Here is a 26,602-nt window from a genome sequence, read left to right on the forward strand (position 1 = left end):
CCTCAGCGGGGTGCGACGACGAGCGTCTGCACGGCGCCACCCACGGTGCCGTCGGCGTCGGCCAGCCGGCTCGCCGCCACCCCCGAACCGTGCGGCCCGATCGTGGTGGCCGAGTCGAGCAGGAGCCACTCGCCGCGCGGCGGCCGGTGCAGGGTCACCGTCAGGTCGATGTTCACGAACAGCCACCGGGCCAGGTCCAGGCGGGCACTCACCCCGCTGCCCGAGTCCGCCACCAGCAGCGCCAGCTCCGCGGGGCCGACGGGCTCGCCGGGCAGCAGCGGGATCCGGGGCCGCGCCCACACCCGGGCCGGGCCCGGCTCGACGAACGCGCCGGAGACGAAGCGCCACTGCATGGCCGACAGGTAGCCGGCGGAGTGCGCGGCGGCCCAGTGCTCCGGCTCGGTGCCCGCGTCCGGCCCCGGCACCGGCGGCCCGTCGTCGACCGTCGCGGGCGTCGGCTCGGCCGGGGCCAGGACGCGCCAGCCCCGGGCGTGCAGCACCTCCTGCCCGCCGGCCTCCGCGATCCCCTCCACAAGCGTGATCCGGCGGCCGGCCCGGACCGTACGGACCCGCAGCGTCAGCTCCGCCACCGGCACCGGGCGCAGGATGTCCACCGACACGCGGGTGAGGAGCTGGCCGTCGACCGGGTCGTGACCGGCGAGCGCCCGGGCGAGCAGGGCCGACGGCGGGCCGGCGTGCTGGGCGGCCGGATCCCACGGGCCGGCGGTCGCCGGCGTCGACCCGAACCGACCACCGCCGGCCGGCTCGTAGAACGCCTCGTACGTCATGGCCGGCGACCATACCCGCGGCAACCGACAGCCGGCGCCCGGCGGTACGGGTGACGGCCGCCGTCGACCGCCGTCACCCGTCGCGCCTCGTCACAGCCGGGGGTCGACCGGCTCGGACTCGCAGGCCAGGATCGCGAACACCAGCTCGTGCCGGCGCCACAGCGGAGCACCGGCGACCAGCGCGTCCAGCGCCGCCAGCCCCAGCCCGTGCTCGCGCAGCGCCAGCCCCCGCTTGCGCCCCAGCGACCGGCGGCGCAGCGCGGCCAACTGCTCCGGCTCGTCGTAGCCCGGACCGTAGATGATCCGCAGGTACTCCCGGCCCCGGCACTTGATGCCCGGCTGGAGCAGCGAGCCCCGTTCGGTGCGGGCGGCCGGGCCGGCGTACGGCTTCACCACCATGCCCTCGCCGCCGGCCGCCGTCAGCGCCAGCCACCACTCGGTGGCCGCCGCCTCGGCGGCCGGATCGGCCAGGTCGACGACCTGGCGGCGCGTCGGTGTGAAGAACTCCGGGTCGGCGGCGCAGAGCCGGTCGGCCAGCCCGAGGTGCCAGCCGTGGTCCCGGTCGGCGTAGCTGGCCTTCGCGCCGGCCAGCACCGCGAACGGGGCCAGGGTCACCCCGCGCAGCCCGTCGGTCGGCCCCACGTACGCCCGGTAGGCGTCCGAGTAGGCCAGGATCTCGTCGCGGCGACGGGCCATCCGGTCACGCAGCTCCGCCACGGGCAGCCCCCGCCCGGCTGCGGCCTCCAGCGCGGCCAGCGCCGCCGGCAGGGCGGCCCGGCCGGCGGCGCCGACCCCGGCGTACTGCTCGCGGATCAGGCCGCCCGCCTTCGCCGACCAGGGCAGCAGCTCGCAGTCGAGCAGCAGCCAGTCGGTGCCCAGCTCGTCCCAGAGCCCCGCCCCACCGACCGCCGCGCGCACCCGGTCGAGCAGCTCGGTGTCGAGCGGCGCGCCGAAGAACGGGCGGCCGGTGCGGGTGTGCACCACCCCGCCACCCGGGCCGAAGGGCCCGCCGTCGGGCTCCCGGCAGACCAGCACCACGGCCCGCGAGCCCATGTGCTTCTCCTCGCAGACCACCCGGTCCACGCCCGCCGCGCGGTAGTCGGCGAACGCCTGCGCCGGGTGCTCCAGGAAGCCGCCCGCCGTCGCCGTCGAGCACGGCGCCATCGTCGGCGGCAGCCAGGCCAGCCAGCGCGGGTCGACCGCGAAGCGGCTCATCACCTCCAGCGCGGCGGCCGCGTTCTCCGCCGGCACGGTCAGCGACCCGTACGGGTGCTCGACGTGCCGCCGGCCGGTCACGTCGGTCAGCTCCAGCACCTGGTCGGGTCGGGCCGGCGCGGCGGCCAGCGGGCGGACCGGGGCGTACCACTCCCGCTCCGCCGGCACCGAGACCAGCTCCTTCTCCGGGTAGCGCAGCGCGGTGAGCCGGCCGCCGAAGACGCAGCCGGTGTCGACGCAGATGGTGTTGTTCACCCACTCCGGCACGGCGGCCGGGGTGTGCCCGTAGACCACCATCGCCGAACCCCGGTACTCCCGCGCCCACGGGTAGCGCACCGGCATCCCGTACTCGTCGGTCTCGCCCGTGGTCTCGCCGTACAGCGCGAAGGAGCGCACCCGGCCCGACGCGCGGCCCTGGTATGCCTCCTTCAGCCCGGCGTGCGCGACCACCAGCCGGCCGCCGTCGAGCACGAAGTGGCTGGTCAGGCCGTCGATGAAGCCCGCGACCTCGGCCACGAAGGCGTCCGGCTCGGCCGCCAGCTGCTCCATCGTCTCGGCCAGCCCGTGGGTGAGCCGCACCTCGCGGCCGCGCAGCCGGCGCAGCAGCTTCTGCTCGTGGTTGCCGGGCACGCAGATCGCGTGCCCGGCGGCGACCATGCCCATCACCAGGCGGAGCACGCCGGGGGAGTCCGGGCCGCGGTCCACCAGGTCACCGACGAAGACGGCGGTACGCCCCGACGGGTGCGTCGCGTCCACCGGCCGGCCCCGCTCGTCGCGGCGCAGCTCCCAGCCGAGCCGGACGAGCAGCGTCTCCAGCTCGGCGCGGCAGCCGTGCACGTCCCCGACGATGTCGAACGGCCCGGTCAGCTCGCGCCGGTCGTTGAACAGCTTCTCGTAGCGGATCTCGGCGGCGTCGATCTCCTCGACGCCGTGCAGCACGTGCACCTTGCGGAAGCCCTCCCGGGCCAACAGCTTGTACGAGCGGCGCAGGTCGCGCTGCATCCGGGCGAGCACGTGCCGGTTGAAGGTGCGGTCGGCGCGGCCCTCGGTGCGTTCCCACGCCAGCGCCTCGGGCACGTCGAGCACGATGGCCACCGGCAGCACGTCGTGCTCGCGGGCCACCCGCACCAGGCCCCCCCGGGCGTGCGGCTGGAGGTTGGTCGCGTCGACCACCGTGAGCCGGCCCCGGCGCAGCCGGGTGGCGGCGACGTGGTGCAGCGCGTCGAAGGCGTCGGCGGAGGCGGACTGGTCGTTCTCGTCGTCGGCGACCATCGCCCGGAACGTGTCCGAGGAGAGCACCTGGCTGGGCGCGAAGTGCCGGCGCGCGAATGTGGACTTGCCGGAGCCGGAGACGCCGACGAGTGCGACCAGGGCCAGCTCGGGGATGTCGAGGGTGGTCACGGGTTCTCCTTCCGGGTCAGCACGACGAGCTGGGTGGGGGCGCCGACCTCGGGATCGTCGTCGCCGACCCCGCTGATCGCGGCGGTGTAGCCGTACGTGGTGGACACCCGGTCGACCCAGGCGGCGAACTCCGCGCGGGTCCACTCGAAGCGGTGGTCGGCGTGCCGGAACCGCCCGGCGGGCAGCCCCTCGTAGCGGACGTTGTACTCGGCGTTCGGCGTGGTCACCACGACCGTCGCCGGGTTGGCGTGACCGAACACGGCGTCCTCCAGCGCCGGCAGCCGGGGCGGGTCCACGTGCTCGATCACCTCCATCAGCACCGCCGCGTCGTACCCGCGCAGCCGGTCGTCCCGGTAGGTCAGCGCCGACTGCCAGAGCCGGATGCGGTCCCGCTGCCGCTCGGGCAGCCGGTCCAGCCGCAGCCGCCGGGCGGCCAGGGCCAGCGCGTGCGTGGACACGTCGGTGCCCACGATCTCGGTGAACCGGCGGTCGCCGACCAGCGCGGCGAGCAGGGCACCGCCGCCGCAGCCGAGATCCAGCACCCGGCTCGCACCCGCGCCGGCCAGCGCGCCGAGCACCGCCTCCCGCCGGCGCGCGGCCAGTGACGCCCGGCGGGCCGAGACCTGCCCGCCCTCCCCGGTCGCCCCGTCCGCGGTCGTGCCGTCCCCGGTCGCCTCGTCCCCGGGCGTCTCGTCGACGGCCGGCTCGTCGGTCGGGCGTCGCTCGGCCAGGCGGGCCAGGGCCAGCCCGGCCAGCGCCCGCCGGTGCGCCAGGTAGCGGCGGGTGATCATGTCGCGCTCCGGGTGGTCGGCCAGCCAGCCCTCGCCGGCCCGCAGCAGCTTGTCGACCTCGTCCGGGGCGACCCAGTAGTGCTTGGCGTCGTCCAGCACCGGCAGCAGGACGTAGAGGTGGTTGAGCGCGTCGGCGACGCGCAGCGTGCCGGTCAGCGTCAGGTCGACGTACCGGCTGTCGCCCCACTCCGGGTGCCGCTCGTCGAGCGGGATCGGGGCGGCGGTCACCGCCCAGCCGAGCGGGCCGAACATCCGGACCGCCACGTCCGCGCCACCCCGGCAGCGCAGTACCGGCACCCGCACCTCCAGCGGGATCGGCGTACGGGCCAACTCGGGGCGCTCGCGGGACTCGCCGCGCAGGGCCGAGCGGTACACCTTGGACAGCGCGGAGGAGAGCAGGCTGGACGCCGCGTAGGGCCGGTCGTTGACGTACCGCCCGAGGGTGAAGCTGTCCGGGGTCGGCGCCTGCTGCCGGCCGCGGCCCCGCGCGCCGGCCAGCCGCAGCGGGTCGACGTCGAGCAGCAGGGCGGCGGTGCAACGCTGCTCGTTTGCCTCCGGGTAGAACACGTGCGCGGTGCCGACCGGCACGTCGAAGGCGTGCGCGCGGTCGGGGTGCTTGATCAGCAGGTGTCCGAGGTCGGTGGCCGGGCGGTGCGTGGTGGTCAGGGTGAGCAGCACGCGCCCAATGGTGTCAGGCTCGTCGATCTTGCGTCGTCCCGTTTTTGGTTGCTCGTCGGTCGGGGGTCCGCGGGTGGTGGGGTTTCCGGGGGAGCCCCGCCCGCTCCGGGCGGTCAGGCTCGATCCCTGCGCGGGCGGGGCTCCCCCGGAAACCCGTCGTGGTTCCGGTTCGTCCGGCCGCTCGGGCGGGGGCGCGTGCCGTCGGGGGTGGGTGTCTGCGGGCGGGGGTGCGTGCCGTCGGGGGTGGGGGTCTGTGGGCGGGGGCGCGTGCCGTCGGGGTGGCGTCTGGGGGCGTGGCGTCGGGGTGGGGAGCTGGGGTGGGGTGTGCGCGGGCGGTCGGGGTGGGTGGCTGGGGGTGGGGTGGGGTGGAAATGGTGGTGCCCCGCCGGCCAGGGGTCGGCGGGGCACCGGGGGTGCGGGTGGGTCAGGCGACGAAGCGGGTCTTGCGGCGCTTGGTCACCACGTAGCCGCCGACGCCGGCGACGAGCAGCAGCCCGCCGATGCCGGCGATCAGGCCGGTGGACTCACCGGTGATCGGCAGGGTGCCGCCGTCACCGTCACCGCCTCCGCTGCCGCCGCCGTCGCCGTCGCCGGACGCGTTCACCAGGAGCTTGGCGGTGTCGTTGGCCGGCTTCAGGTCCTTGGAGAAGCCGCCGTCGCACTGGCACGGAATGTTGATGTCGACGGTGCCCGTCGCGTTGGCGACGACCTTGTCGATCCGGAGCCCGAACTCGAAGGTCTGCTCGTCGCCGGCCTTCAGGAACGGCTGGGCGTAGCAGAAGTAGGTGCGTCCGCCCGGCTCGCCCGGCTCGCCCCGGTCCTCGCCCTTCACGGGCATGCAGTCCCCGGGCGCGTCGACCACGGTGGTGCCCTCGGGAATTGCGACCTCCATGTAGGTCACGGAGGACCCGCCGCGCATGTAGTCGAGGGTGGCGGGGCCGTTGTTGCGGAACCCGACGGTCGCGGTGACCTGCACGCCGGCGTTCCCCTTCACCGAGTCGCCGATGGCGCCGAGGTCGGTGCCGTTCGTGCCGGTGGCGGTGACCTCCAGGCTCGACCAGTTGTTCTCCGGGTTGATGTCGACCTGGGACGAGCGGGCCCGGACGTTCGGGGCCGAAAGGCTCAGGGCCGCACCGTCGCCGGGCTCACCGACCGAGTAGCCGTTGTCGGTGAGGTACTTGCTGAAGTCCTCGAACTCGGCGACGGTCATCCAGTTGTAGTAGCCGTAGTCCCTGCCGGGGGCGTAGGTGTCCGCGCCCAGTTGGTACGCCAGCGAACCCGAGTGGACGGCCCCCGGGGCCACGTCGGCCGAGAAGCGGCAGGTGCGGAGGTAGTCGCCCTCGTAGGTGCAGTTGCTGTGCCGCTTGTGGGCACGGATGGCGTGGTCGTTGTCGAAGACGGCGACCGCGCCCTTCGCGGTGGTCTGACCGGCGTTGCCGAGCACGATCGGCGCGGTGAACCGGCTGCCCGGCGCCGCCGAGACCTCCGTCTCCGTGCCGCCGGCCAGGTCGACGCCCTCACCGATCCGGATCTGCGACGTGTGGCTCGTCGGCGCCAGGCCGTCGGCGCTCACCGTGACCTTGACCTTGCCGGCGTCACCGTCCTTCGCCTCCGCCGTGGGCACGACGGCCACGTTGAAGTAGCCGGAGGCCCAGTCGTACAGGTCGCGCTCGAAGGGATCCGTGCACACCAGGACGCCCGTCTCCGGCGACGTGCACTCGGACTCGAACTCCGACTTGATCTGCACCTTGTCCGCGAAGTCGCGGTAGTCGAACCGGGCCGTCAGGCCGAACACGGTGACGGGCTCGGAGGCGAACATGAGGGGCGATTCGTACTTGCCCTCGGATCCCGCCGCGACGGTCAGGTCGCTGAAGTAGACGCCGAGCTCGACGTCGGTGTCCTCGGCGACGGCGGGGGAGGCGGAGGCGGCGACGAGCGCGCCTGCGACGCCCAGCCCGGCCAGCCAGCGCCGAGTGGAGTGCTTGAGCATGTGGGGGGTTCCTCCCGTGGGAATGCCAGGAGTGGCCAGCGGATCTTAAGGACTCCTTAAGATCCGCCGCTGCCCGGTCGGCCTCCGGCGGTCAAACATCGACCGAACGGCTGACCAGGATCGCCGCAACGTTCCGCGATCCGCAGGCACCCGCGCTCGGGACGCCCCTCCTGTCGCGCTCCGCTGACGCGCGGACCGGACGCCACCGGGGTCGTCCGGCGGCGTCCGGCCCGCGTACGGCTCAGCGGTAGTCGTCCTCGTCGGCGGCGACCACCCGCGCCTGCTCCATCGCATCCCAGTCGTCGACCTCCAGGCCACGGTGCGGCTCGGTGTCGGCGTCGCCGGGGTCGATCGCGGCGGCCTGCTCGACCGCGTCGGCCGGCTCCGCCTCCATGTCGCGTTCCTCGGGGCTGAGGTGGTCGCTGGGTGCGAAGTCCTCTTCGGGCTGACCCATATCAGTCCCTCCCGGGATCTCAGCGGACAGTTCCCCACACACCGTACGGGTTGCGCCCGCCCGCCGCTCGGAAGCCGAGTCGACCGAATCGACCCACCGGCCGTCGCCCCCGGTGCCAGGATGGAACGGTGGGCTTCCTGATCCGGTCGGCGGCCACCGCCGTCGCGCGGCCGCGTCCCGGGGTGCCGTCGTGCTGGCCGTGGCGACCTGGCTGATCGGCGTCTTCCGTGCCCGACAGGTGGGAGGGGCGGCGGGGCGGTGGCCAGGGACCGGGCGCGTACCGGGTCGGTTGTGCCGGCACCGGTCTTCTACGGGATACTGCCGACGGTGGACAGCGCGGTCCGGCGCACCCAGGGACAACAGCGGCCGGTGACGGCCGAGAGCGGTAAGTAAGGAGCGTTCGACATGCCCATCGCTTCCCCCGAGACCTACGCGGAGATGCTGGACCGCGCCAAGGCCGGCCGGTACGCGTACCCCGCGATCAACGTGACGTCCTCGCAGACCCTCAACGCGGCGCTCAAGGGCTTCGCCGACGCGGAGAGCGACGGCATCATCCAGGTCTCGACCGGTGGTGCGGAATACCTCTCCGGCCCCTCCGTGAAGGACATGGTCACCGGCGCGGTGGCGTTCGCCGCGTACGCGCACGAGGTGGCCAAGAAGTATCCGGTCAACATCGCCCTGCACACCGACCACTGCCCGCAGGAGAAGCTGGACAAGTTCGTCCGGCCGCTCATGCAGATCTCCAAGGAGCGGGTGACCGCCGGCCAGGAGCCGCTGTTCCAGTCGCACATGTGGGACGGCTCGGCCGTGCCCGTGGCGGAGAACCTGCAGATCGCGGCCGAGCTGCTCGACCGCGCCGCCGAGGCCAAGATCGTCCTCGAGATCGAGGTCGGCGTGGTCGGTGGCGAGGAGGACGGCGTCGAGAACGCCATCAACGACAAGCTCTACACCACCGTCGAGGACGGCCTGGCCATGGTCGAGGCGCTCGGCCTGGGCGAGAAGGGTCGCTACATGGCGGCGCTGACCTTCGGCAACGTGCACGGCGTCTACAAGCCGGGCAACGTCAAGCTCCGCCCCGAGATCCTCAACCAGATCCAGGAGGCGGTCGGCGCCAAGTACGGCAAGGAGAAGCCGCTCAGCCTGGTCTTCCACGGCGGCTCCGGCTCGCTGCTCTCGGAGATCCGTGAGGCGCTGGACTACGGCGTGGTGAAGATGAACATCGACACCGACACCCAGTACACCTTCACCCGGCCCGTCGCGGACCACATGTTCCGCAACTACGACGGCGTGCTCAAGGTGGACGGCGAGGTCGGCAACAAGAAGCAGTACGACCCGCGGGTCTGGGGCAAGGCCGCCGAGGCCGGCATGGCCGCCCGCGTGGCGGAGGCCTGCGAGCACCTGCGCTCGACCGGCACCACGCTGGCCAAGTGACGCGCTGACCGGTACCGCCGACGGCCGGCTCCCCACCCGGGGGGCCGGCCGTCGTCGTCGTCGGGAAGGGCACCTTGCACATCGGAATGCGACAGGAAGGTGCCCTTCCTAACCGGCGGTGAGCACCCGGACCGCCTCGTGGACGTCGTCGGTGAGGTGCACGGAGGACGACAGGTCGCCGAACGGCGAGGCGCCCAGCAGCGGCCGCAGCAGCGACTCCACCGGAAGCTCGTCCGTCCAGTACGCGCGGTCCAGGAAGACGTACGCGCCGCTGGCCCCGTCGGTGCCGTAGTAGGTCTTCGTGGCGGCCTGGAACACCTCCTGCACCGTGCCCGCCCGGCCGGGGGCGAAGACGATCCCGCCCCGGGCCAGCCGCAGGATGGTGTCCTCGCGGATGGCGTTGGAGAAGTACTTGGCGATGCGGCCGGCGAACAGGTTCGCCGGCTCGTGCCCGTACAGCCAGGTCGGGATGGCCAGCCCGCCGGCGCGCGCCCAGTCCACGTCGCCGCCGGCCAGCGCGGCCGAGTCGGCGCGGGACACGCTGCCGGTGTCGGCGTCCCGGGGCCGGGGCGGCACCACCGGCCGGCCGTACAGCTCCCGGACCCGCAGCGCCGCCGCCGTGTAGCGGTCGTGGTCGGTGAAGTCCGGCGCCCCGGCCAGCAGGTCGATCGCGGCGTCCAGGTCCTCGACCGGCCGCAGCGCGAGGTGGGCGCCGAGGTTGGCGGCCTCCATCACGCCGGGGCCGCCGCCGGTCACCACCAGCCGGTCGGCCCGCGCCAGTTCCCAGCCCAGCACCGCCGCCATCCGGTACGGCGCGCTGCCGCGCGGCACCGCGTGCCCGCCCATGATGCCCACCACCGACTGCGGCCCGTGGGTGGCCAGCCAGGCGCGGGTGGCGTCGGCCAGCGCGTTGTCCACGCCGTGGTCGTGCAGCCGCTGGCCGAGCGCCTCCCGGACGTCCGGCAGCGCCCCGCCGTGCGCCCGGAAGTGCTCGTAGACGCGGGTGTCGTACATCCCGGCGAACCCGCCCTCGGCGAACCCGGCGGCCAACTCCTCCGGGGTGTAGAGGTGGGACGGCTGGGTCGGGTAGGGCAGCCCGGAGAACGGCGGCACCACGTTCGCGCCGCGCCGGACCAGGTCGGCGCCGACCTCCCGGGAGGCGAAGCGGCAGCCCACGAAGAGGGTGCCGGTCACCTCGACGGCGGTGAGATCGGGGACGGGATCGAGGTCGAGCCGTAGCCCCTGCACGGTCAGCCCGACGAGGCTGCCGGTGGTCAGCCGCCGGTCGAACTCGGCGCGGGTCTCGATCTCGTCGGTGCAGGTGTGCGGCTCGATGACGTCCGCGGGAGGTGGGGTCGGCACCCTGGCCATCCTGCCCCGCCGGGTCAACCGGCCAAACCTGGGAGCCCTCCGCGCTCCGGCGGCCCTGCCCCGGAGGTCGCCTGACCCGCGCGTCACCGCACTTGCGCTGGACCGACGGGAGCCCGGCGGCCGTGACCACCGGGCTTCCGCGGTACCGGGTCCTGGGGAGGCTCCCGACCAATAGTTGTAGTCGAAAGCATCGGCCCGGGGCATGGGCCGCAGGCGTGACCAACTCCTCAGCCGTTCAGCCAGGCGGCTCGCCCAACCCCCTCGCGCGCCCCGGGGCGAAGCGGGTTGAATGGGGCGATGCAGAACCTGTTGCCGGAACCACCGGCCACTCTCCTCCCCGCGCACGACGAGGCCGACGCCGCCCTGGCCGCCGCCGAGCAGGCCGGCAGCGACGAGGCGTACGCCCAGGTGGCGGCGCGCTTCCCGACCTACAGCGCCGGCTGGGGTGCGCTGGCCGCGCGGGCTCTCGCCGCCGGCCAGGTCATCCCGGCGTACGCCTACGCGCGCACCGGCTACCACCGGGGCCTGGACCAACTGCGCCGCAGCGGCTGGAAGGGATTCGGTCCGGTGCCGTGGTCGCACGAGCCGAACCAGGGCTTCCTGCGCTGCCTCTACGTGCTGTCCCGGGCCGCCGACGAGATCGGCGAGGCGGACGAGGCGGCCCGCTGCGCCCAGTTCCTCCGCGACTGCGACCCGGCCGCCGCGGACGCGCTCGCGAGCAACTGACGTCCGAGTCGACGGCCGGCGCGGCGTCAGCCCCGCCGGCCGTCGGCTCGTCCGAACCCACCATTCCGCCGCGCCCGGAGCGTGGCGATGGACTGGGCCGGCACTGCCGCTCACCGGCGGTGCGAGGGCCTACAGCCCCTCCGCGACGGCGGCGGCGATCTTCAGCCAGGCGTCCCGGGCGGCCGCGGAGAGCCCCCCGTACCGGATCGGCTCGCCGGTGTCGATGAGCCGCTCGTACGGCGCGAGCAGCACCGCCCGGGTGCGCGCCGCGAAGTGCTCCTGGATCGCCGGCAGGTCGATCTCCTTGCGCGACGGCGGCATGGAGACCACGGTGACCGCCTGCCGTACCAGCCGCTGCCGGCCGCTCTGCTCCAGGTGGTCCAGCATCCGGGCGGCCGTCTCCGCCGAGTCGTTGCGGGCCGACATGGTGACCACCAACTGGTCGGTGGCGTCCATGGCGGCCTGCCAGTTCTGGGCCCGGACGTTGTTGCCCGTGTCCACGAAGATCAACTTGTAGAACCGGCTGACCACCTCGCGGATCTCGGCGAAGGCGGCGGCGGTCAGCATCTCGCCACCCGTCGCCGACTCGTCCGAGGCGAGGACGTCGAACATCCCCTCGCCCTGCGAGCGGACGTACTGCGACAGGTCGCCCACCCGCCCGTGCGCGCCCTGGAACTGGCCCAGGTCCCGCAGCATGTCCCGCACCGTACGGGAGTGGAAGTCCTGCTGGGCGCGCATCCCGAGGGTGCCCTGGGTCTCGTTGTTGTCCCAGGCCAGCACGTAGCCGCCGCGCTTCTGGCCGAACGTCATCGCCAGCAGCAGGATGGCCACCGTCTTGCCGGCCCCGCCCTTCGGGTTCACCACGGTCACCTGGCGCAGCCCGCCGAAGTTGCGGCGTACCGTCTCGATGTCCCGCCGCATCTCCTGCTCGTGCCGCCCGGGCGGCAGCCGCAGCCCCATCCGGTTGGCCACCGCCCGTACGCCCATCGTGGCCACCGGGTCGGCGGGCCGGACCTGCCGGCGGCGCGCGAAGTCCTCGGCCGTCGGCGGGTCGGTGATCGCCGGGCGCCAGTTCGGGTCGGGCTGTGCCGGCGGCACCGCGACGACCCCCTCCGCCGGCTGGTACGCCTGCTGCGGAGCCGGGGCGTGGCCCCCCGGGGCGGCCTGCTGCCAGGGCGGCGGATACCAGCCGGGCGGGTACGGCCCGGGCGGCGTCGCGCCCTGCTGCGGCGGGTACGTCCCCGGCGGACCGGCCTGCTGCGCCGGGTAGGGGCCGCCCTGCTGCGGCGGGTACGGCCCGGGCGGCGCGGACTGCTGTACCGCCGCCGGGCCGGCCCCGAAGTCCTGCTGTACCGCCGGGTCGGCCCCGAAGTGCGCCGTCGCTTGGTCCGGCCCCAGGCCCTGCTGTGCCGTCGCCGGGTCGGGTCCGAAGACCTGCTGTGCCGCCGCCGGGTCGGCTCCGAAGTCCTGCTGTGCCGTCGCCGGGTCGGGTCCGAAGTCCTGCTGTGCCGTCGCCGGGTCGGGTCCGAAGTCCTGCTGTGCCGTCGCCGGGTCGCGCCCGGAGCTCGGCGTGGGGCCTACCGGCACGCCCTGTCCAGCCGAATCGCGCGGGAACGGCACCTGGGGCGCACCCGCCTGGGGCGGGGCCTGCCGGAGTGGGCCCTGGTGGGGACCCGGCGGGGGGAGGGCCTGGCCGGCCGTGCCTGGCTGGGCCGGTTGCTGGTGGTGGAGGGGCGGTCGGAGCGTGGCGCCCTGGTGCGTGGGCGCGGGATCGGTCACGCCGGGTTCCGGGTTGGGCTCGACGGCCGCCGTGGCGGGCCGCTGCGGCGGCTGCGCCCACGGCGACTCTGCCGGCATCCGCGCCCCGCCGCCGTTGGCCTGACCGCCGCCCGTCGCCGCCCCGCCGGCACCCCCGTTCGCGCGGCCGCCGGCACCGTCATTCGCGGCGCTACCGGCACTGCCGTTCGTCGGGCCGCCGGCACTGCCGTTCGTCGGGCCGCCGGCACTGCCGTTCGTCGGGCCGCCGGCACTGCCGTTCGTCGGGCCGTCGGGACCGTTATCCGCCGGCCCGCCGGCACTGCCCTTCGCCGGGCCGCCGACACCGTCATCCGTCCGCCCGCCGGCACTGCCCCTCGCCGGACCGCCGGTACTCCCGTTCGCAGGGCTGCTGGTGCTCCCGTTCGGCGGGCCGCCGGTCCCGTTCCCGCCCGTCGTCGGCGAGCCGGCCGTCGGGGCGTCGCCGGTCCGGAGGGGGCCGTCAGCTCCGGCGGATCCGCCGGAGCCAGGCGCCGTGTCGTGGGGCGACGGCCGACCACCCGGCAAGGCGTCCGGCGAGGCACCGTCGTGCCGCTTTACGAACCCCTGGGCCGGCTCGCCCGGACCGCTGGGACGTGTCGAGTTGGCCGGTGCCGTGTCGGTGCGGACAGTGCCCACGGGCTGCGGGGACGCCACCGGAACGGGTGCGGCCGGCTGGTCGAGGCTGAATGGCATGTCGAGGTCGACCGGGGCGGGCCCGGTCTGCGGAGCCCGAGGAGCCGGTACGCCACCTCCGGCGGCCACCGACGGACCTCTGCCCGCCCCGACCGCCATGCGGTCGCCGGCAGGGCCGGTGGCAGGCGCGCCGGCCGCGCCGGGGCCCGGACCCAGGCTCGGGCCTTGGGTCGTCGGGCTCGGGCCTTGGGTCGTCGGGCTCGGGCCTGAGGTCGTCGGGCCCGGGCCTGCGGTCGGGATCGGGCTCGGGCTCGGCGGGACCTCCGGGCCTCTGGGGGCGTTCGGGGTGGCCGGTGTGACCTGCGCGGCGGGAGTCGGCGGTGCCCAGGCCGAGGCTTCCGGCCCCCATCCCGACGCCGTGGCCGGTGGGGGACCAGAGGCCTCGACCGGTGGACGGGCCGACACCCCGGTCACTGGATGGCCCGAGGCGGCGGCATCCGGAGGCCCAGGAGCTACGGCCGGTGGAGGCCCTGGGACCGCAGTGGGCGGAGGCCCCGGAACTGTGATTGGCGGAGGCCCTGGGATCGCAGCCGGTGGTGGCCCCGGGATCGCAGCCGGTGGTGGCCCCGGGATCGCAGCCGGTGGCGGCCCTGGGACTGTGGCCGGGGAGGGCCCCGGGACTGCGGCCGGGGGGTGGCCCGGGAGTGCGGGTGGTGGCGACGCCCAGCCGGTGTTCGCGCCCTGCGGGGCGGTCGCCCCCGTGTCGGGGAGCGGCACCCCGTGCAGGGACGGGTAGTCGGCCGGCGAGGGCGGGTGACCCGGCCGGCCCTGGGGCGGGACCGGGGACGGGGGCGCGGCGGTCGACGCCCAGGGCGGTGTGTCGGTGCCGTCGATCTGCTCCGGCCGCCAGAGTGGTTCGATGTCCCGCTCCGGCATCGGCTGCTGGCCGGGCCCGTGGACCCGGTCGACGTTCTCGTCCACCACGGTTCCTCCCCATTCCTCCTGCCGAGGATAGGCCCAGTGACCGCGCCGGGCCGGCCGCCGCGGGCCGGCCGCGTCGGTCGCGCCGGGGACGCCGAGGTCAGCCCGCCCAGACCGCCCAGGCACCCGGCTCGGTCCACCAGGACCGCTTCCGGCTCAGCTCGCCCTCGGCACCGTCGTCGAGGAACGGGACCTTCCCCTCGCGGGGCAGCACGGCCACGGCCCGCCCCCGGGCGCGTCGTACCTCCAGCCGGACCCGCTTCCTGCCCAACGCCGAGCGGGTCACCACGGGAACGGCGACCGCCACCTCGACCAGCCCGTCCGTCGGGTCCGGGTCGCCGAGCAGGGCCACGTCGTCGAGTCGGGCGTACCCACCCGCGTTGCCGATCGCGCAGGCCAGCAGCGGATCGTCGCCGTTCGAGAGCACGGCGTCGTCCACCTCCACCCGCCCGCGCCAGTGCAGCGGCCGGCCGCTGTCGTCGGCGGCGCCGAGGAGCGCGCCGTCCAAGGTCACCGAGCCGCCGTCGTTGCGCAGCAGGTCGAGCCGGCGGGGCGTGCCGTCCAGCACCGCGGCGGCCACCGCCGCCGGGTCGCGGGGCAGCCCGAGCTGCGCCGCCAGGTCACGGTGCGCCGTGCTCCCTGCCGGGTCGAGCGGGAGTACGCCGATCGGCGGCAGGTCCGGCACCGTCCGGTCGCCGGGCAGGTCGTCGGGTCGGCGGCTGGGCGGTGGGGCGTACCGCCGGACGAGCCGGCGCACGACGGCGCGCAACTGGGCGTCGCTGGCTGCGGCGACCACGAGCCGGGCCTTGGAGTCCGGGTCGGGCCAGGTGAGGCCGTCCGGGCGGGGCGGGCCGTCGAACCGGGCCAGCACCTGGTCGATCTCGGCGTCGGAGCGGGCGGTGACCGTCTCGACGCGGGCGCCCCGGGCGGTGAGCGCGTCGGCGCAGGCCAGCACCGGCACCCGCGGGGTGTCGCAGCGCCCGTCGGCCGTCGCGCCACCGGCCCCGCAGGCGTCGGCCGTCGCGCCGCTGGCCGTCGTGCCGCTGGCCGGGGCGCCGGTCGTCGTGCCGCTGGCCGGGGCGCCGGTCGTCGTGCCGCTGGCCGGGGCGCCGGTCGTCGTGCCGCTGGCCGGGGCGCCGGTCGTCGTGCCGCTGGCCGGGGCGCCGGTCGTCGTGCCGCTGGCCGGGGCGCCGGTCGTCGTGCCGCTGGCTGTCGTGCCGCTGGCGGGGGCGTCGCCGTCGGTCGTGCCGCTGGCGGGGGCGCCGGCGTCGGTCGTCGGGCCGTCGGATGCGTCGGCGGCGGTCGGGCCGGCCTCCTCCTGCGGCGCCGCGCCGCAGCAGCCGCCGCTGCCGCAGGCCCCGCCGGACGCGTCGCGCTCCGAGCCGAGGGTGAGCAGCACCACGTCGTACACGGAAAGGCCTCCTGCCTCCCGACGCGACCCCTGCCGGCCGCGCCGCCACTACTTGTTAGCCTGACACCCCGGGCTCGCTGACCGGTCGCCACCTGGCACCCGAGCCTTCTGGAGGCGAAGAGATGCCAGCGATCGTGCTCCTCGGTGCCCAGTGGGGCGACGAGGGCAAGGGCAAGGTTACCGACCTGCTGGGTGGGCGGGTCGACTACGTCGTGCGCTACTCCGGCGGCAACAACGCCGGCCACACGGTGATCACGCCGGACGGCCAGAAGTACGCGCTGCACCTGATGCCGTCGGGCGCGCTCTCCCCGAGCGCGATGATCGTCATCGGCAACGGTGTCGTGGTCGACCCGAAGGTGCTGCTGGCCGAGATCGACGGGCTCGCCGAGCGCGGTGTCGACGTCAGCCGCCTGCGGATCTCCGGCGACGCGCACCTGATCATGCCGCACCACCGGGCCCTCGACCGGGTCGTGGAGCGCTACCTCGGCAGCTCCCGCATCGGCACCACCGGCCGGGGCATCGGCCCCGCGTACGGGGACAAGGTCGCCCGGATGGGCATCCGGCTGCAGGACCTGCTCGACCCGGGCATCCTGCGCAAGAAGCTGGAACTGGCGCTGCGCGAGAAGAACCAGCTCCTGTTCAAGATCTACAACCGCAAGGCGATCGACGTCGAGGAGACCGTCGAGGAATACCTGCGGTACGCGGAGCGGCTCAAGCCGTACATCGCCGAGACCCGGGTCATGCTCTGGGACGCGCTGGACCGCGGCGAGACGGTCCTGCTGGAGGGCGCTCAGGCCACCATGCTCGACATGGACCACGGCACGTACCCCTTCGTGACCTCGTCGAACCCGACGGCCGGCGGGGCCTGCGTGGGCGCCGGCATCCCGCCGACGGCGATCAGCAAGGTGATCGCGGTCAGCAAGGCGTACACGACGCGCGTCGGCAGCGGGCCGTTCCCGACGGAGCTGTTCGACGACAACGGGCAGCACCTGCGCAAGATCGGCCACGAGTACGGCACCACCACCGGCCGGGAGCGGCGCTGCGGCTGGTTCGACGCCGTCGTCGCCCGGTACGCCTGCCGCCTCAACGGCGTCACCGACCTGGTCGTCACCAAGCTGGACGTGCTGACCGGCCTGCCGAAGGTGCCGATCTGCGTCGGGTACGAGATCAACGGCGAGCGCTTCGACGACATGCCGATGACCCAGACCGACTTCCACCACGCGACTCCGATCTACGAGGAGCTCGACGGCTGGTGGGAGGACATCACCAAGGCGAGGACCGAGGACGAGCTCCCGGAGAACGCCCGCCGCTACGTCGCCCGCATCGAGGAACTCTGCGGCACCCGGGTCAGCGTCGTCGGCGTGGGCCCGGGCCGCGAAGAAAACGTCCTCCGCCACCCCCTCCTCCCCTAACCCCCCACCCCCCCACCCCCCCCGGGCCCTCTGCGCGGTGATCATGAGGTTGGCGGCGAAGTTGATCGCTATCAGTGCCGCTAACCTCATGATCGACTCGGCGGGGGCGGGAGCGGGAGGGGGCAGGTTTTCCACAGGGTGGGGGTGGTTGTCCACAGGGGGAGCGTGAGGCGGAGGGATTGGTCCATGGTGGTCAGCCATGGACCATTCGGGGAAGTTGCGGCGGATCGCCGGTGGGCAGGACGGGTTGGTCACCCGGGGCCAGGCCATGGGTGTCGGGTTCAGCCGGCACGAGATCGACAACCTGGTCGCGTTCGGCCGTTGGCGTCGCGTGGCGCGGGCCGTCTATCTGACTGACGGCGGGGCAGTCGAGGAGGCGTCCCGACGGCAACTGGTCCGCGCGGCCCTGCTGTCGCTGGGGCCGCGGGCGCACGCGGTGCTGGGAACGGCCGCCGAGCTGCACGGCATCGCCGGTCTTCCGCCCAGTGACGAGATCCACGTGGCGCTGCCCGGCACCTCCGCGAGGCTGGCGCGGGTTCGGGAACCCGGTCTCGTGGTCCATCAGATCGAGCACCCGGCGGCCTCGGTCGTCCGCATCGGCGGTATGCCCGCCACGAGCCCGCTCTGCACCGTGACGGAGGTGATCCGTCGCGTCGGCCGGTATCCGGCGGTCTCGGTCCTGGACTCGGCGCTGAACCGTCGTCTGATCACCGAGGCTGACCTGCTGGCCATTCCGCGCCTGGTCAGAGGCCGGCGGGGAGCCGTGGCCGCGCGCCGTCACCTGGCCGAGGCGGACGGCCGGGCGCAGTCCCCGCTGGAGACCCGCACCCGGCTCCGTTGCGTCGACGGAAAGGTCCCGCCGGACGTCCTCCAGGTGGCGGTGCGGGACGGCGACGGTCATCTGCTCGGCGTCGGCGACCTCGGCTGGCGAGGACCGAAGGTGATCGCCGAGGCCGACGGCCGAGGACCCCACGGCACTCCCGTGGCTGCCTTCGCCGACCGGCGCAGGCAGAACCGCCTGGTCAACGCGGGCTGGACCGTCCTCCGTTTCACCTGGGCCGACACCCTCCACCCCGACTACATCCCCTGGACCGTCCGCGAGGCGATCGCAGCCGCGGCACGGCGCCGTCGATCATGAGGTTGGCGGCGAAGTCGATCGCCATCAGCGCCGTCAACCTCATGATCAACGGAGTGGGGGGGTGGGGTCAGTAGGATGACCGGGTGCGGGTTCTTCTTCTTGGTGGTGGGGGGCGGGAGCATGCGCTCGCGCTCGGGTTGGCTGCGGATCCGGCCGTCGAGCAGCTGATTGCGGCGCCGGGCAACCCCGGCATCGCTTCGCTCGCCTCGGTGCGGGAGGTGGATCCCTGTGATCCGGCGGGCGTCGCCGCGCTGGCGGTGGAGACCGGGGCCGACCTGGTGGTGATCGGGCCGGAGGCGCCGCTGGTGGCCGGGGTCGCCGACGCCGTACGCGCCAAGGGGATCCCCGCGTTCGGGCCGTCCGCCGAGGCCGCCCGGCTGGAGGGGTCGAAGACGTTCGCCAAGGACGTGATGATCGCCGCCGGCGTGCCCACCGCCCGCGCGTACACCTGCGCCGACGCGGAGAGCACCGGCAGGGCGCTGGACGAGTTCGGCGCGCCGTACGTGGTGAAGAACGACGGGCTCGCCGCCGGCAAGGGCGTCGTGGTGACCGACGACCGCGCCGCCGCGCTGCGGCACGCCGAGGAGTGCGGCCGGGTCGTCGTCGAGGAATACCTGTCCGGCCCGGAGGTCTCCCTCTTCGTGGTCACCGACGGCGAGGCGGCGGTGCCGCTGCTGCCGGCGCAGGACTTCAAGCGGGTCGGCGACGGCGACACCGGCCCGAACACCGGCGGCATGGGGGCGTACGCGCCGCTGCCCTGGGCACCCGCCGGCCTGGTCGACGAGGTCATGCGCGACGTCGTCCACCCGACCCTCGCGGAGATGGCCCGCCGGGGCACCCCGTTCGCGGGCCTGCTCTACGTCGGGCTGGCGATCACCGCCGACGGTCCCCGGGTGATCGAGTTCAACGCCCGCTTCGGCGACCCGGAGACGCAGGTGGTGCTGGCGCTGCTGGAGACCCCGCTGGCCGGGCTGCTGCACGCCGCCGCGACCGGCACGCTGGCCGGGCACCCGCCGCTGCGCTGGCGCGACGGCGCCGCCGTCACGGTCGTGGTGGCCGCCGAGGGCTACCCGGCCGCCCCGCGCACCGGCGACGTGATCACCGGGGGCGAGGGGTCGGGGATCATCCACGCCGGCACCCGACGGGGCGCCGACGGGGCGCTGCTCTCCTCCGGCGGCCGGGTGCTCTGCGCCACCGCCACGGGCGCCGACCTGCCCGCCGCCCGGGACGCCGCGTACGCGCTGGTCGCCGGGGTGGAGCTGGCCGGCTCGCACCACCGCACCGACATCGCCTCCGCCGCCGTCGAGGGTCGGATCACGATTCCGGGCTGACCGGGCAACCCACTCCCTCCTCGCCTCCGTTTGAGCGGTGAGGCGAGGAGGTGGCGGGAGTGCCTGCCGACATCGAGGGCTACCGCGAGTACGTCGGGGCCCGGCTGGAGCCGCTGCGCCGTACGGCGTACCTGCTCTGCGGCGACTGGCACACGGCCGACGACCTGGTGTCGACGGCGCTGGTCAAGCTGCTGCGGCACTGGCGGCGGGTGTCCAGGATGGACAGTCCGGACGCGTACGTCCGGCGCACCCTGCTGCGGGTCTGGCTCGACGAGCGACGGCGGCCGTGGCGGCGCGAGGCCGCCTGGGCGGAGGTCCCCGACGCCGCCGTCCCTTCGGCCAGCGACGGTGCCGCGGACCGGCTGACCATCCTCGCCCTGCTCGCCGAGCTGCCGCCGCGCCGCCGCGCGGTCCTGGTGCTGCGCTACTTCTGCGACCTGTCCGTGGAGGAGACCGCCCGGGAACTCGGCTGCACCACCGGCACCGTCAAGAGCCAGTCGGCGCGCGCGATCGAGGCGATGCGGAGCCGCCTCGTGGGTGTGCCGGCCCGAGCCGAGGAGGCACGCACCGATGGATGAACTCGCCCGGCAGATGCGCACCGTGGTGGCGTCGCCGCCGCCCACCCGGATCGACGTGGACCGGCTGATCGCCGACGACCGGCGGCGCCGCCGCCATCGGGCGTGGGCGACGGCGGGCACCGGGGTGGCCGCGGCGGTCGCCGCGGTCGCGGTGACTCCGGCGCTGCTCGTCGGCCCGGCCGCCGGACCGGGCGGGCCGGCCCTGCCGTCCGGCGACGGCTCACCGTCCGCCGACGCGTCGCTCTGCCCGGTGGCGGAACCGGAGCCCGGCGGACGACCGGCACCCCGGCAGTCGTACGACACGGTGCGCGCCCGGCCGACCGAGCGCCCGGACGCCGGGGTGGCCCGGCTGACCCTCGCGCTGCGTCCCGTGCTGGCGGCCGTGGTGCCGGCGGGGCTGTCGGTCGACGGCACGATCCCGGGCTGCGACCTGGTGCAGTTCACCTACGAGAAGAGCCACTGGCACTACTACGCCCACGCCCGGCTGCGCGGGAACGGCCAGGCCGACAACGTGACGGTGACGCTGATCCCGACGGCCGCCGACGCGCCCGCAGGATGCGCTGCCGCCCCCGACCCCCGTACCTGCACCAGCAGCCGCCTGCCGGCCGGCGGCACCCTCGCCACCAGCACCGCCGCTCCGGGCGACGAGGGCCACGAGCAGCGCTGGGCACAGGTGCGACGGGCGGACGGTACGACCGTGACGGTGACGACGGACAATTACCACATCGTCCGCGGGGAGAACGGTGCGACGCCGCCGGTCCGGTTCGGTCGGCCGCCAGTGCTCACCGTGGCGCAGTTGACGGCCATCGCCACCACGCCCGGGCTGACGCTGCATCCCTGACCCGGTGCCGTCATCCCTGACCGGGGCCGTCATCCCCGTACGGGCGCGTCCCGGTGCGCGGCGGGCGTCCACAGTCCCTCGACCCGGACGCGCCCCTGTACGCGGGGCGTGTCCCGGCGCGTCGCGGAGGCGTACTGGCCGTTGAGCGGCACGAGTTCCTCCACCCGTTCGCCCGGGCCGCCAGGCGGGGCGGGCGGGTAGCGGGGCGGATCGTCCAGCGCCCGCAGCGCCGGCAGCGGCGCGGCGGCCAGCGTCGCCACCAGCAGCGTCCCGGCCAGCACCAGGAAGGCGGTACGCAGCCCGACCCATCCGACCAGCGGCCCGGCGAGCAGGTAGCCCGCCGGGCCGGCGGCGTACGCGAACGAGGTCATCACCCCGACCACGCGCCCGCGCAACCGTTCGGGCGTGCGGGTCTGCATGGCGTAGTTGGACAGCGGGTTGACCGGCCCGTACGCGAGCCCGATCGCGACGGCGAAGCCGATCATGGCCGGGAACGGCGGCAGGGTGGCCAGCCCCACGAGGGCCAGCCCGATGACGACGAGGGAGATCACCATGAGGGTGTGGCGCCGGATCAGCCGGCCCGCCATGCCGGAGGCGAGCGCCCCGACGACTCCGCCGGCGCTCATCGCCATGAGCAGCGCGCCGAGCCGGGCCGGCTCTCCCCGGCCGACGAACCACGCCGGCAGCAGCACGCCCTCGACCGGCAGGTAGAGCGCCGCCAGCACCATCGTGAGCAGCGCGATGGTCCGCAGCAGCCGGTCCCGCCAGACGAACCGCAGCCCCTCGACGGTGCCACGCCACAGCCCGGACGGGGGACGTTCGGGGCGGCCGGCCCCGGGCAGCCGGACGGCGGCGATCATCGCGACGGCCAGCGCGAACCCGGCGGCGGTGACCCAGAGGGTCGACCCGGGGCCGATCGCGGCGATGAGGATGCCGCCGACGCCGGGCCCGATCAGGAAGGCGAGCCCCCAGACCGCCTCGTGCACCCCGTTGGCGCGTTCGATCCGCCAGCCGGCGGCCTGCGCGGCGGCCGGCAGCAGCGTCTCCCGGGCGGTCAGGCCGGCCGGGTCGAACACCGCGCCGAGCACGGCCAGCGCCACGATCCAGCCGAGGTTCAGCCCGAGCAGCGCGTCGACCACCGGGATCGCGGCGACCGAGACGGCGGAGAGCGTGTCGGAGACCAACGCCGTACGCCGCCGGCCGAGCAGGTCCACGACGGTGCCGGAGACGAGGCCGGACAGCAGCAGCGGCAGGGCGGTGGCCGCCGCGACCACGCCGGCGGCGGTGGGGCTGCCGGTGCGTTCCAGCACCAGCCACGGCAGGGCCACGTTCGCCACGCCGTTGCCGGTGTTGGAGAGCAGGGTCGCCGCTTCGACCAGCAGCAGCGGCGCCCTCCGTGGTCCCGGCTGGCGGTGACGGGGATGGTGGCGGTGCCGGGCACGGCGGCGCGGTCCGGAGCCGATCATGGTGCCGTCAGCCTAGGGGCGGCCGGGCATCCGGGCAGTAACGGCCGGGGAACGGTCAGCCGTAGTAGCGGCGCAGCTCGCGGGCCAGCACCTTGCCCGTGGCGTTGCGGGGCAGGTACTTCACGAAGACCACGTCCCGGGGTACGGAGAACCGGGCCAGGTAGTGCCGGACGTATTCGCGTACCGCCTCCGGGTCGAGCGTCTCCCCGGGGTGCAGGGCGAGGAACGCGGCGAGGCGCTGGCCGTACTCCTGGTCCGGTACGCCGATCACGGCGGCCTCGCGTACCTGCGGCAGCCGGGCGATCAGGTCCTCCACCTCGGCCGGGAAGACGTTCTCCCCGCCGGAGACGATCATGTCGTCGGCCCGGCCGTCGACGAAGAGCAGCCCGTCGGCGTCGAGCCGCCCCAGGTCGCCGGTGTCGAGCAGGTCGCCGCGGTGTTCCCGGACGGCCCCGGAGGTGTAGCCCTCGAAGAGCATCTCGTTGCCGACGAAGATCCGGCCGACCTGCCCGGCGGGCACCGGCTCGCCGGCCGCGTCGAGGATCGCCAGCCGGGTGCCGTGCGGCGGGCGGCCGGCGGTGGTCGGAGCCGCGCGCAGGTCGGCGGGGCCGGCGATGGACGCCCAGGAGACCTCGGTGGAGCCGTAGAGGTTGTGCAGCACGTCGCCGTAGACGTCCATGAACCGCAGGGCGAGGCCGCCCGGCAGCGCGGAACCGCTTACCGCGACCACCTTCAGCGGGGGGCGGGGGTCCGGCGGCGGCACCTCCAGCAGCCGTTGCAGCATCACCGGCACGGCGAAGAGCGCGTCGCAGCGCTGCGCCACGAGGGCGGCCAGCGTGGCGGCCGGGTCGAACCGGCGGTGCAGCACGACGGTGGCCCGCAGGGCGAAGCAGACCTGGAGGGCCGCGTAGCCCCACGTGTGGAAGAGCGGCGCGGCGATCATGACGGTGTCCCGGGCGTGCAGCGGGATCCGGTCGATGATGGAGACCAGCGGGCCGAACCCGTTCGGGGTGGGGCGCCGGGCTCCCTTGGGCGCGCCGGTGGTGCCGGAGGTGAGCACGATGATCCGGCCGTCGCGCTCGGGGGGACGCAGCTCGCCGGGGACCGCGCCGGCGACGAGGGCCTCCCGGGCGCGCTCGTCGAGCCGCTGCACCTCGGCGGGGAGGTTGGCGACCCGGTCGGCGAACTCGGCGTCGTGCGCCAGCACCCGCAGCCGCTGCTCCTGCGCGACGGTGGCGAGCTGCCCGGCGGAGAGCCCGGTGTTGACCAGCACCGCGTCCGCGCCGAGCAGGGTGGCGGCCACGATCGTCTCGACCGGGCCGTGGTGGTTGCGGCAGAGCACGCCGACCCGGTCCCCGGGTCGCACCCCGAGCGCCGTCCGCATTCCCCCGGCCAGCCGCTCCGACCGGTCGAGCAGTTCGGCGTACGTCGTCCCGGTGCCCTGCTCGTCGACGACGGCCGTGCGGTCGGGGTCGCGGGCGGCGGCCTGGCGCAGCTCGCCGGCGATGTTCCAGCCCCACTTGCGCAGGGCCTGGAGCTGCGAGGCGACGCGGACCGGTCGGCCGGGGGCGAGCAGCCCGCGTCGGGTCAGGGTGGCGACGACGAACGGCAGGTCCATGACGCGGCCTCCTCGTGCGGTGCGCGTGAGGCCCCCGGGCCGGGGACCCCACGCGGGCGATCTGGAGATCGAGCGCGCAGCGGTACGGGCGCGGCGGACGCCCGGGCCCGGTGCGGCCCCTGGACGGCGACCGCGCCGGCGGTCGGTCAGCGGATCTGGACGCCGGAGATGGCCCGGGAGATGACCAGCCGCTGGATCTCGGAGGTGCCCTCGAAGATGGTGTAGATCTTGGCGTCCCGGTACCAGCGCTCGACCGGGTGGTCCCGCAGGAAGCCGGCCCCGCCGAGCAGTTGCACGGCCCTGTCGGTGACGGAGACGGCCACCTCACCGGCCTTCAGCTTGGACATCGAGCCCTCGCCGGCCGTGAAGGGCCGGTTGTTGCGGCCCATCCAGGAGGCCCGCCAGACCAGCAGCCGGGCCGCGTCGATCTCCATCTTCATGTCGGCCAGCGCGAACGCGACCGCCTGGTTCTCGATGATCGGGCGGCCGAACTGGACCCGCTCCTTCGCGTAGTCCAGGGCGTACTCGTATGCGGCCCGGGCCACGCCCAGCGCCTGCGCGCCGACGGTGGGTCGGGACAGCTCGAAGGTGCGCATCGCGGCCTGGCCCGAGACGCGCTTGCCGGCGCGGGCCCGGTCGAGCCGTTCGAGCAGGGCGTCCCGGCCGCCGAGCAGGCAGCGCCCCGGCACGCGTACGTCGTCGAGGAAGACGTCGGCGGTGTGCGACGCGCGCAGGCCCAGCTTGCGTAGCTTGCGGGTCGCGGCCAGGCCGGCGGTGCCCGGCGGTACGACGAACGCCGCCTGCCCGCGGGAGCCGAGCGTCGGGTCGACCGAGGCGGTGACCACGTGCACCCCGGCGATCCCGCCGTTGGTGGCGTACGCCTTCTGGCCGCTGAGCACCCACTCGTCGGTCGCCTCGTCGTAGACGGCCCGGGTGCGCATCGCGCCGACGTCGGAGCCGGCCTCGGGCTCGGTGGTGCAGAACGCGGCGACGGCCGGCTCGTCGACGGTGCCGAAGCACTGCGGCACCCATTCGACCATCTGGTCGGGGGTGCCGGCGCCGTAGATCGCGGCCACCGCGAGGGAGGTGCCGAAGATGCCCAGCCCGATGCCGGCGTCACCCCAGAAGAGTTCCTCGCTGGCGATCGGGAGGGAGAGGCCGGTGGGGTCGGCCCAGCAGGTGGCGAGGAACTCGAAGCCGTAGAGGCCGACCTTCGCCGCCTCCTGGATGATCGGCCAGGGGGTCTCCTCCCGGGCGTCCCACTCGGCCGCGGCCGGGCGCACGACCTCGGCGGCGAAGCCGTGCACCCAGTCGCGCAGATCCCGCTGTTCCTCGTTCAGGTCGAGCGAGAACTCGGCCATGTCAGGCCTTGGGGATGTCGAACAGGTTGGCGATGTTGGCGGCCAGGCCCAGGTCGCCCTTGGCCTTGAGCTTGCCGGTCATGAACATCATGACGGGGTTCGCGCCACCGGAGACGATCTTCAGGAACTCGACCGGGCCCATCGTGAGGCTGAGCTTCGGGTCGTGCTGCGGGGTCTCGTTGACGGTGCACGTGCCGTCGGCGACGACCACCTCGTAGGTGTCGGTCCCCCCGTCGGGACGGCCGGTGATGTTCCAGTGGATGACCGCGTTGGTCGAGCCGGCCCGGTCGGCGCGGAAGAGCTGCGGCATCCGGCCGAAGACCTCGCCGAGGATCTTGCCGCGCAGGTCGCCGGACATCACCTCGGCGATCTTGTCGTCCGGGGTGGACTTGACCAGCTGGGCGAACTCCTTGGGGCCGACGTTCGCGAAGTTGGCCGGGTCGAAGTCAGTCATGGGGCTGCACCTTCCGGGTATTGGCTACTCGTGCGTAACCTTACGGGCGAGTAGGTATGCTCGCAAGGTGTCCACCCCACCCACCTTCAAGCGCCTTCCCCGCGCCGTACGCGAGCAGCAGATGCTCGACGCGGCCGTGAAAGTGTTCTCACGCAGGGGCTTCCACGCGGCCAGCATGGACGAGATCGCCGAGGACGCCGGCATCTCCAAGCCCATGGTCTACGCGTACCTCGGCACGAAGGAAGAACTCTTCGTCGCCTGCCTGCACCGGGAGGGCACCCGGATGATGCAGGCCATCGCCGGGGCGGCCGCCCCCGAGCTGCCGGCCGACGAGCGGCTCTGGCGCGGGCTGCGCGCCTTCTTCGGCTTCGTCGGGGCGCACCGCGACGGGTGGGCGGTGCTCTACCGGCAGGCCCGGGGCGAGCAGCCCTTCGCCGGCGAGCTGGCCGGCATGCGGGCCCGGCTGGTCGAGGTCGTCGCCGGGATGCTCGACCACGCGCTGCGCGCCGAGGGGCGCGAGGTGGGCGAGACCGACCTGGAGGTCGTCGCGTACGCCCTGGTGGGGGCGACCGAGTCGCTGGCGGACTGGCTCGCCGACCACCCGGAGGCCGACCCGGAGAAGACCGCCACCCGGATGATGAACGTCGCCTGGCTCGGCGCCGGTCAACTCCTGCACGGCGTCACCTGGCACCCGCGGGGCACCCCCGGCTGAGCGGCGGCGGCTCCACGGTCGCAC

The 26,602-nt window shown here is 74.7% G+C and carries 19 protein-coding genes and 1 pseudogene; 8 read left to right on the plus strand and 12 right to left on the minus strand.

All coding sequences use genetic code 11. The features are described 5' to 3' along the window. Positions 1-2: 2 nt before the first annotated feature. From ACN27A_RS22830 to ACN27A_RS22850, 5 genes are all read right to left on the minus strand, one after another. Positions 3-788 carry a thioesterase family protein gene (locus tag ACN27A_RS22830; RefSeq protein WP_421456728.1) on the minus strand — a complete coding sequence of 262 codons (786 nt, stop codon included), beginning with the start codon at positions 786-788 and terminating at the stop codon, positions 3-5. 90 nt (positions 789-878) lie between these two features. Continuing rightward, positions 879-3,404 (minus strand): polynucleotide kinase-phosphatase, encoded by a 2,526-nt coding sequence (locus tag ACN27A_RS22835; protein ID WP_421456729.1) that lies wholly within the window; start codon positions 3,402-3,404, stop codon positions 879-881. Further along, positions 3,401-4,873 carry a 3' terminal RNA ribose 2'-O-methyltransferase Hen1 gene (locus ACN27A_RS22840; protein ID WP_421456731.1) on the minus strand — a complete coding sequence of 491 codons (1,473 nt, stop codon included), beginning with the start codon at positions 4,871-4,873 and terminating at the stop codon, positions 3,401-3,403. The genes ACN27A_RS22835 and ACN27A_RS22840 overlap by 4 nt, the downstream gene beginning before the upstream one ends. Positions 4,874-5,297: 424 nt before the next feature. Then, entirely contained in the window at positions 5,298-6,863 is a 1,566-nt protein-coding gene (locus ACN27A_RS22845) for an LPXTG cell wall anchor domain-containing protein (protein ID WP_421456733.1), read from the minus strand. Between the two features lie 241 nt (positions 6,864-7,104). Further along, positions 7,105-7,317: a hypothetical protein gene (locus ACN27A_RS22850; RefSeq protein ID WP_421456735.1), complete on the minus strand. Its 213-nt coding sequence runs from the start codon at positions 7,315-7,317 to the stop codon at positions 7,105-7,107. A 405-nt stretch (positions 7,318-7,722) separates the two neighbouring features. Here ACN27A_RS22850 and fbaA point away from each other — a divergent pair, with 405 nt between their 5' ends. Further along, positions 7,723-8,748 carry a class II fructose-bisphosphate aldolase gene (fbaA, locus tag ACN27A_RS22855; RefSeq protein WP_421456737.1) on the plus strand — a complete coding sequence of 342 codons (1,026 nt, stop codon included), beginning with the start codon at positions 7,723-7,725 and terminating at the stop codon, positions 8,746-8,748. Positions 8,749-8,856: 108 nt separating this feature from the next. Here the strand turns inward: fbaA and ACN27A_RS22860 are convergent, their stop codons facing one another. Further along, positions 8,857-10,110, minus strand: a complete 1,254-nt coding sequence (locus ACN27A_RS22860) for an LOG family protein (RefSeq protein WP_421456739.1) — start codon at positions 10,108-10,110, stop codon at positions 8,857-8,859. Positions 10,111-10,416: 306 nt separating this feature from the next. On the opposite strand from ACN27A_RS22860, the gene ACN27A_RS22865 reads away from it, so the two are divergent. After that, positions 10,417-10,845 (plus strand): DUF3151 domain-containing protein, encoded by a 429-nt coding sequence (locus ACN27A_RS22865; protein WP_421456741.1) that lies wholly within the window; start codon positions 10,417-10,419, stop codon positions 10,843-10,845. A gap of 129 nt (positions 10,846-10,974) precedes the next feature. On the opposite strand, the gene ACN27A_RS22870 is transcribed toward ACN27A_RS22865, so the two are convergent. Then, entirely contained in the window at positions 10,975-12,702 is a 1,728-nt protein-coding gene (locus ACN27A_RS22870; RefSeq protein WP_421456743.1) for a chromosome partitioning protein, read from the minus strand. Positions 12,703-14,356: 1,654 nt separating this feature from the next. Beyond that, positions 14,357-15,235, minus strand: a pseudogene (locus ACN27A_RS22875) (hypothetical protein); the annotation flags it as partial. Between the two features lie 554 nt (positions 15,236-15,789). On the opposite strand from ACN27A_RS22875, the gene ACN27A_RS22880 reads away from it, so the two are divergent. The 5 genes from ACN27A_RS22880 (at position 15,790) to ACN27A_RS22900 (ending at position 20,967) form a co-directional block, all read left to right on the plus strand. Continuing rightward, positions 15,790-17,079 (plus strand): adenylosuccinate synthase, encoded by a 1,290-nt coding sequence (locus ACN27A_RS22880; RefSeq protein ID WP_327030141.1) that lies wholly within the window; start codon positions 15,790-15,792, stop codon positions 17,077-17,079. A 199-nt stretch (positions 17,080-17,278) separates the two neighbouring features. Further along, on the plus strand, positions 17,279-18,217 hold the full coding sequence (locus ACN27A_RS22885) for a type IV toxin-antitoxin system AbiEi family antitoxin domain-containing protein (RefSeq protein WP_421456745.1): 939 nt from the start codon (positions 17,279-17,281) through the stop codon (positions 18,215-18,217). A gap of 83 nt (positions 18,218-18,300) precedes the next feature. Continuing rightward, a complete protein-coding gene (gene purD, locus ACN27A_RS22890) occupies positions 18,301-19,548 on the plus strand; it encodes a phosphoribosylamine--glycine ligase (protein ID WP_421456747.1) in 1,248 nt (415 codons plus the stop codon). 59 nt (positions 19,549-19,607) lie between these two features. After that, complete coding sequence (locus ACN27A_RS22895; RefSeq protein ID WP_421456749.1) at positions 19,608-20,126, plus strand: SigE family RNA polymerase sigma factor; 519 nt, start codon at positions 19,608-19,610, stop codon at positions 20,124-20,126. Further along, positions 20,119-20,967 (plus strand): hypothetical protein, encoded by an 849-nt coding sequence (locus tag ACN27A_RS22900; protein ID WP_421456751.1) that lies wholly within the window; start codon positions 20,119-20,121, stop codon positions 20,965-20,967. Before ACN27A_RS22895 ends, ACN27A_RS22900 begins: the two co-directional genes overlap by 8 nt. 29 nt (positions 20,968-20,996) lie before the next feature. On the opposite strand, the gene ACN27A_RS22905 is transcribed toward ACN27A_RS22900, so the two are convergent. The 4 genes from ACN27A_RS22905 to ACN27A_RS22920 form a co-directional block, all read right to left on the minus strand. Next, the gene (locus ACN27A_RS22905) at positions 20,997-22,433 is read right to left on the minus strand and encodes an MFS transporter (RefSeq protein WP_421456753.1); all 1,437 of its coding nucleotides are present in this window, start codon (positions 22,431-22,433) and stop codon (positions 20,997-20,999) included. A gap of 55 nt (positions 22,434-22,488) precedes the next feature. Further along, positions 22,489-24,051 (minus strand): AMP-binding protein, encoded by a 1,563-nt coding sequence (locus tag ACN27A_RS22910; RefSeq protein ID WP_421456755.1) that lies wholly within the window; start codon positions 24,049-24,051, stop codon positions 22,489-22,491. Between the two features lie 146 nt (positions 24,052-24,197). Next, positions 24,198-25,412 carry an acyl-CoA dehydrogenase family protein gene (locus ACN27A_RS22915; protein WP_421456757.1) on the minus strand — a complete coding sequence of 405 codons (1,215 nt, stop codon included), beginning with the start codon at positions 25,410-25,412 and terminating at the stop codon, positions 24,198-24,200. Between the two features lies 1 nt (position 25,413). After that, positions 25,414-25,866, minus strand: a complete 453-nt coding sequence (locus ACN27A_RS22920) for an SCP2 sterol-binding domain-containing protein (protein ID WP_132235180.1) — start codon at positions 25,864-25,866, stop codon at positions 25,414-25,416. A 67-nt stretch (positions 25,867-25,933) separates the two neighbouring features. On the opposite strand from ACN27A_RS22920, the gene ACN27A_RS22925 reads away from it, so the two are divergent. Continuing rightward, complete coding sequence (locus ACN27A_RS22925; RefSeq protein WP_421456759.1) at positions 25,934-26,578, plus strand: TetR/AcrR family transcriptional regulator; 645 nt, start codon at positions 25,934-25,936, stop codon at positions 26,576-26,578. Positions 26,579-26,602 lie beyond the last annotated feature (24 nt).

Origin of the sequence: Micromonospora sp. WMMD737, from assembly GCF_049179055.1 — a bacterium.
In the GTDB taxonomy this organism is placed as follows: domain Bacteria; phylum Actinomycetota; class Actinomycetes; order Mycobacteriales; family Micromonosporaceae; genus Micromonospora; species Micromonospora reichwaldensis.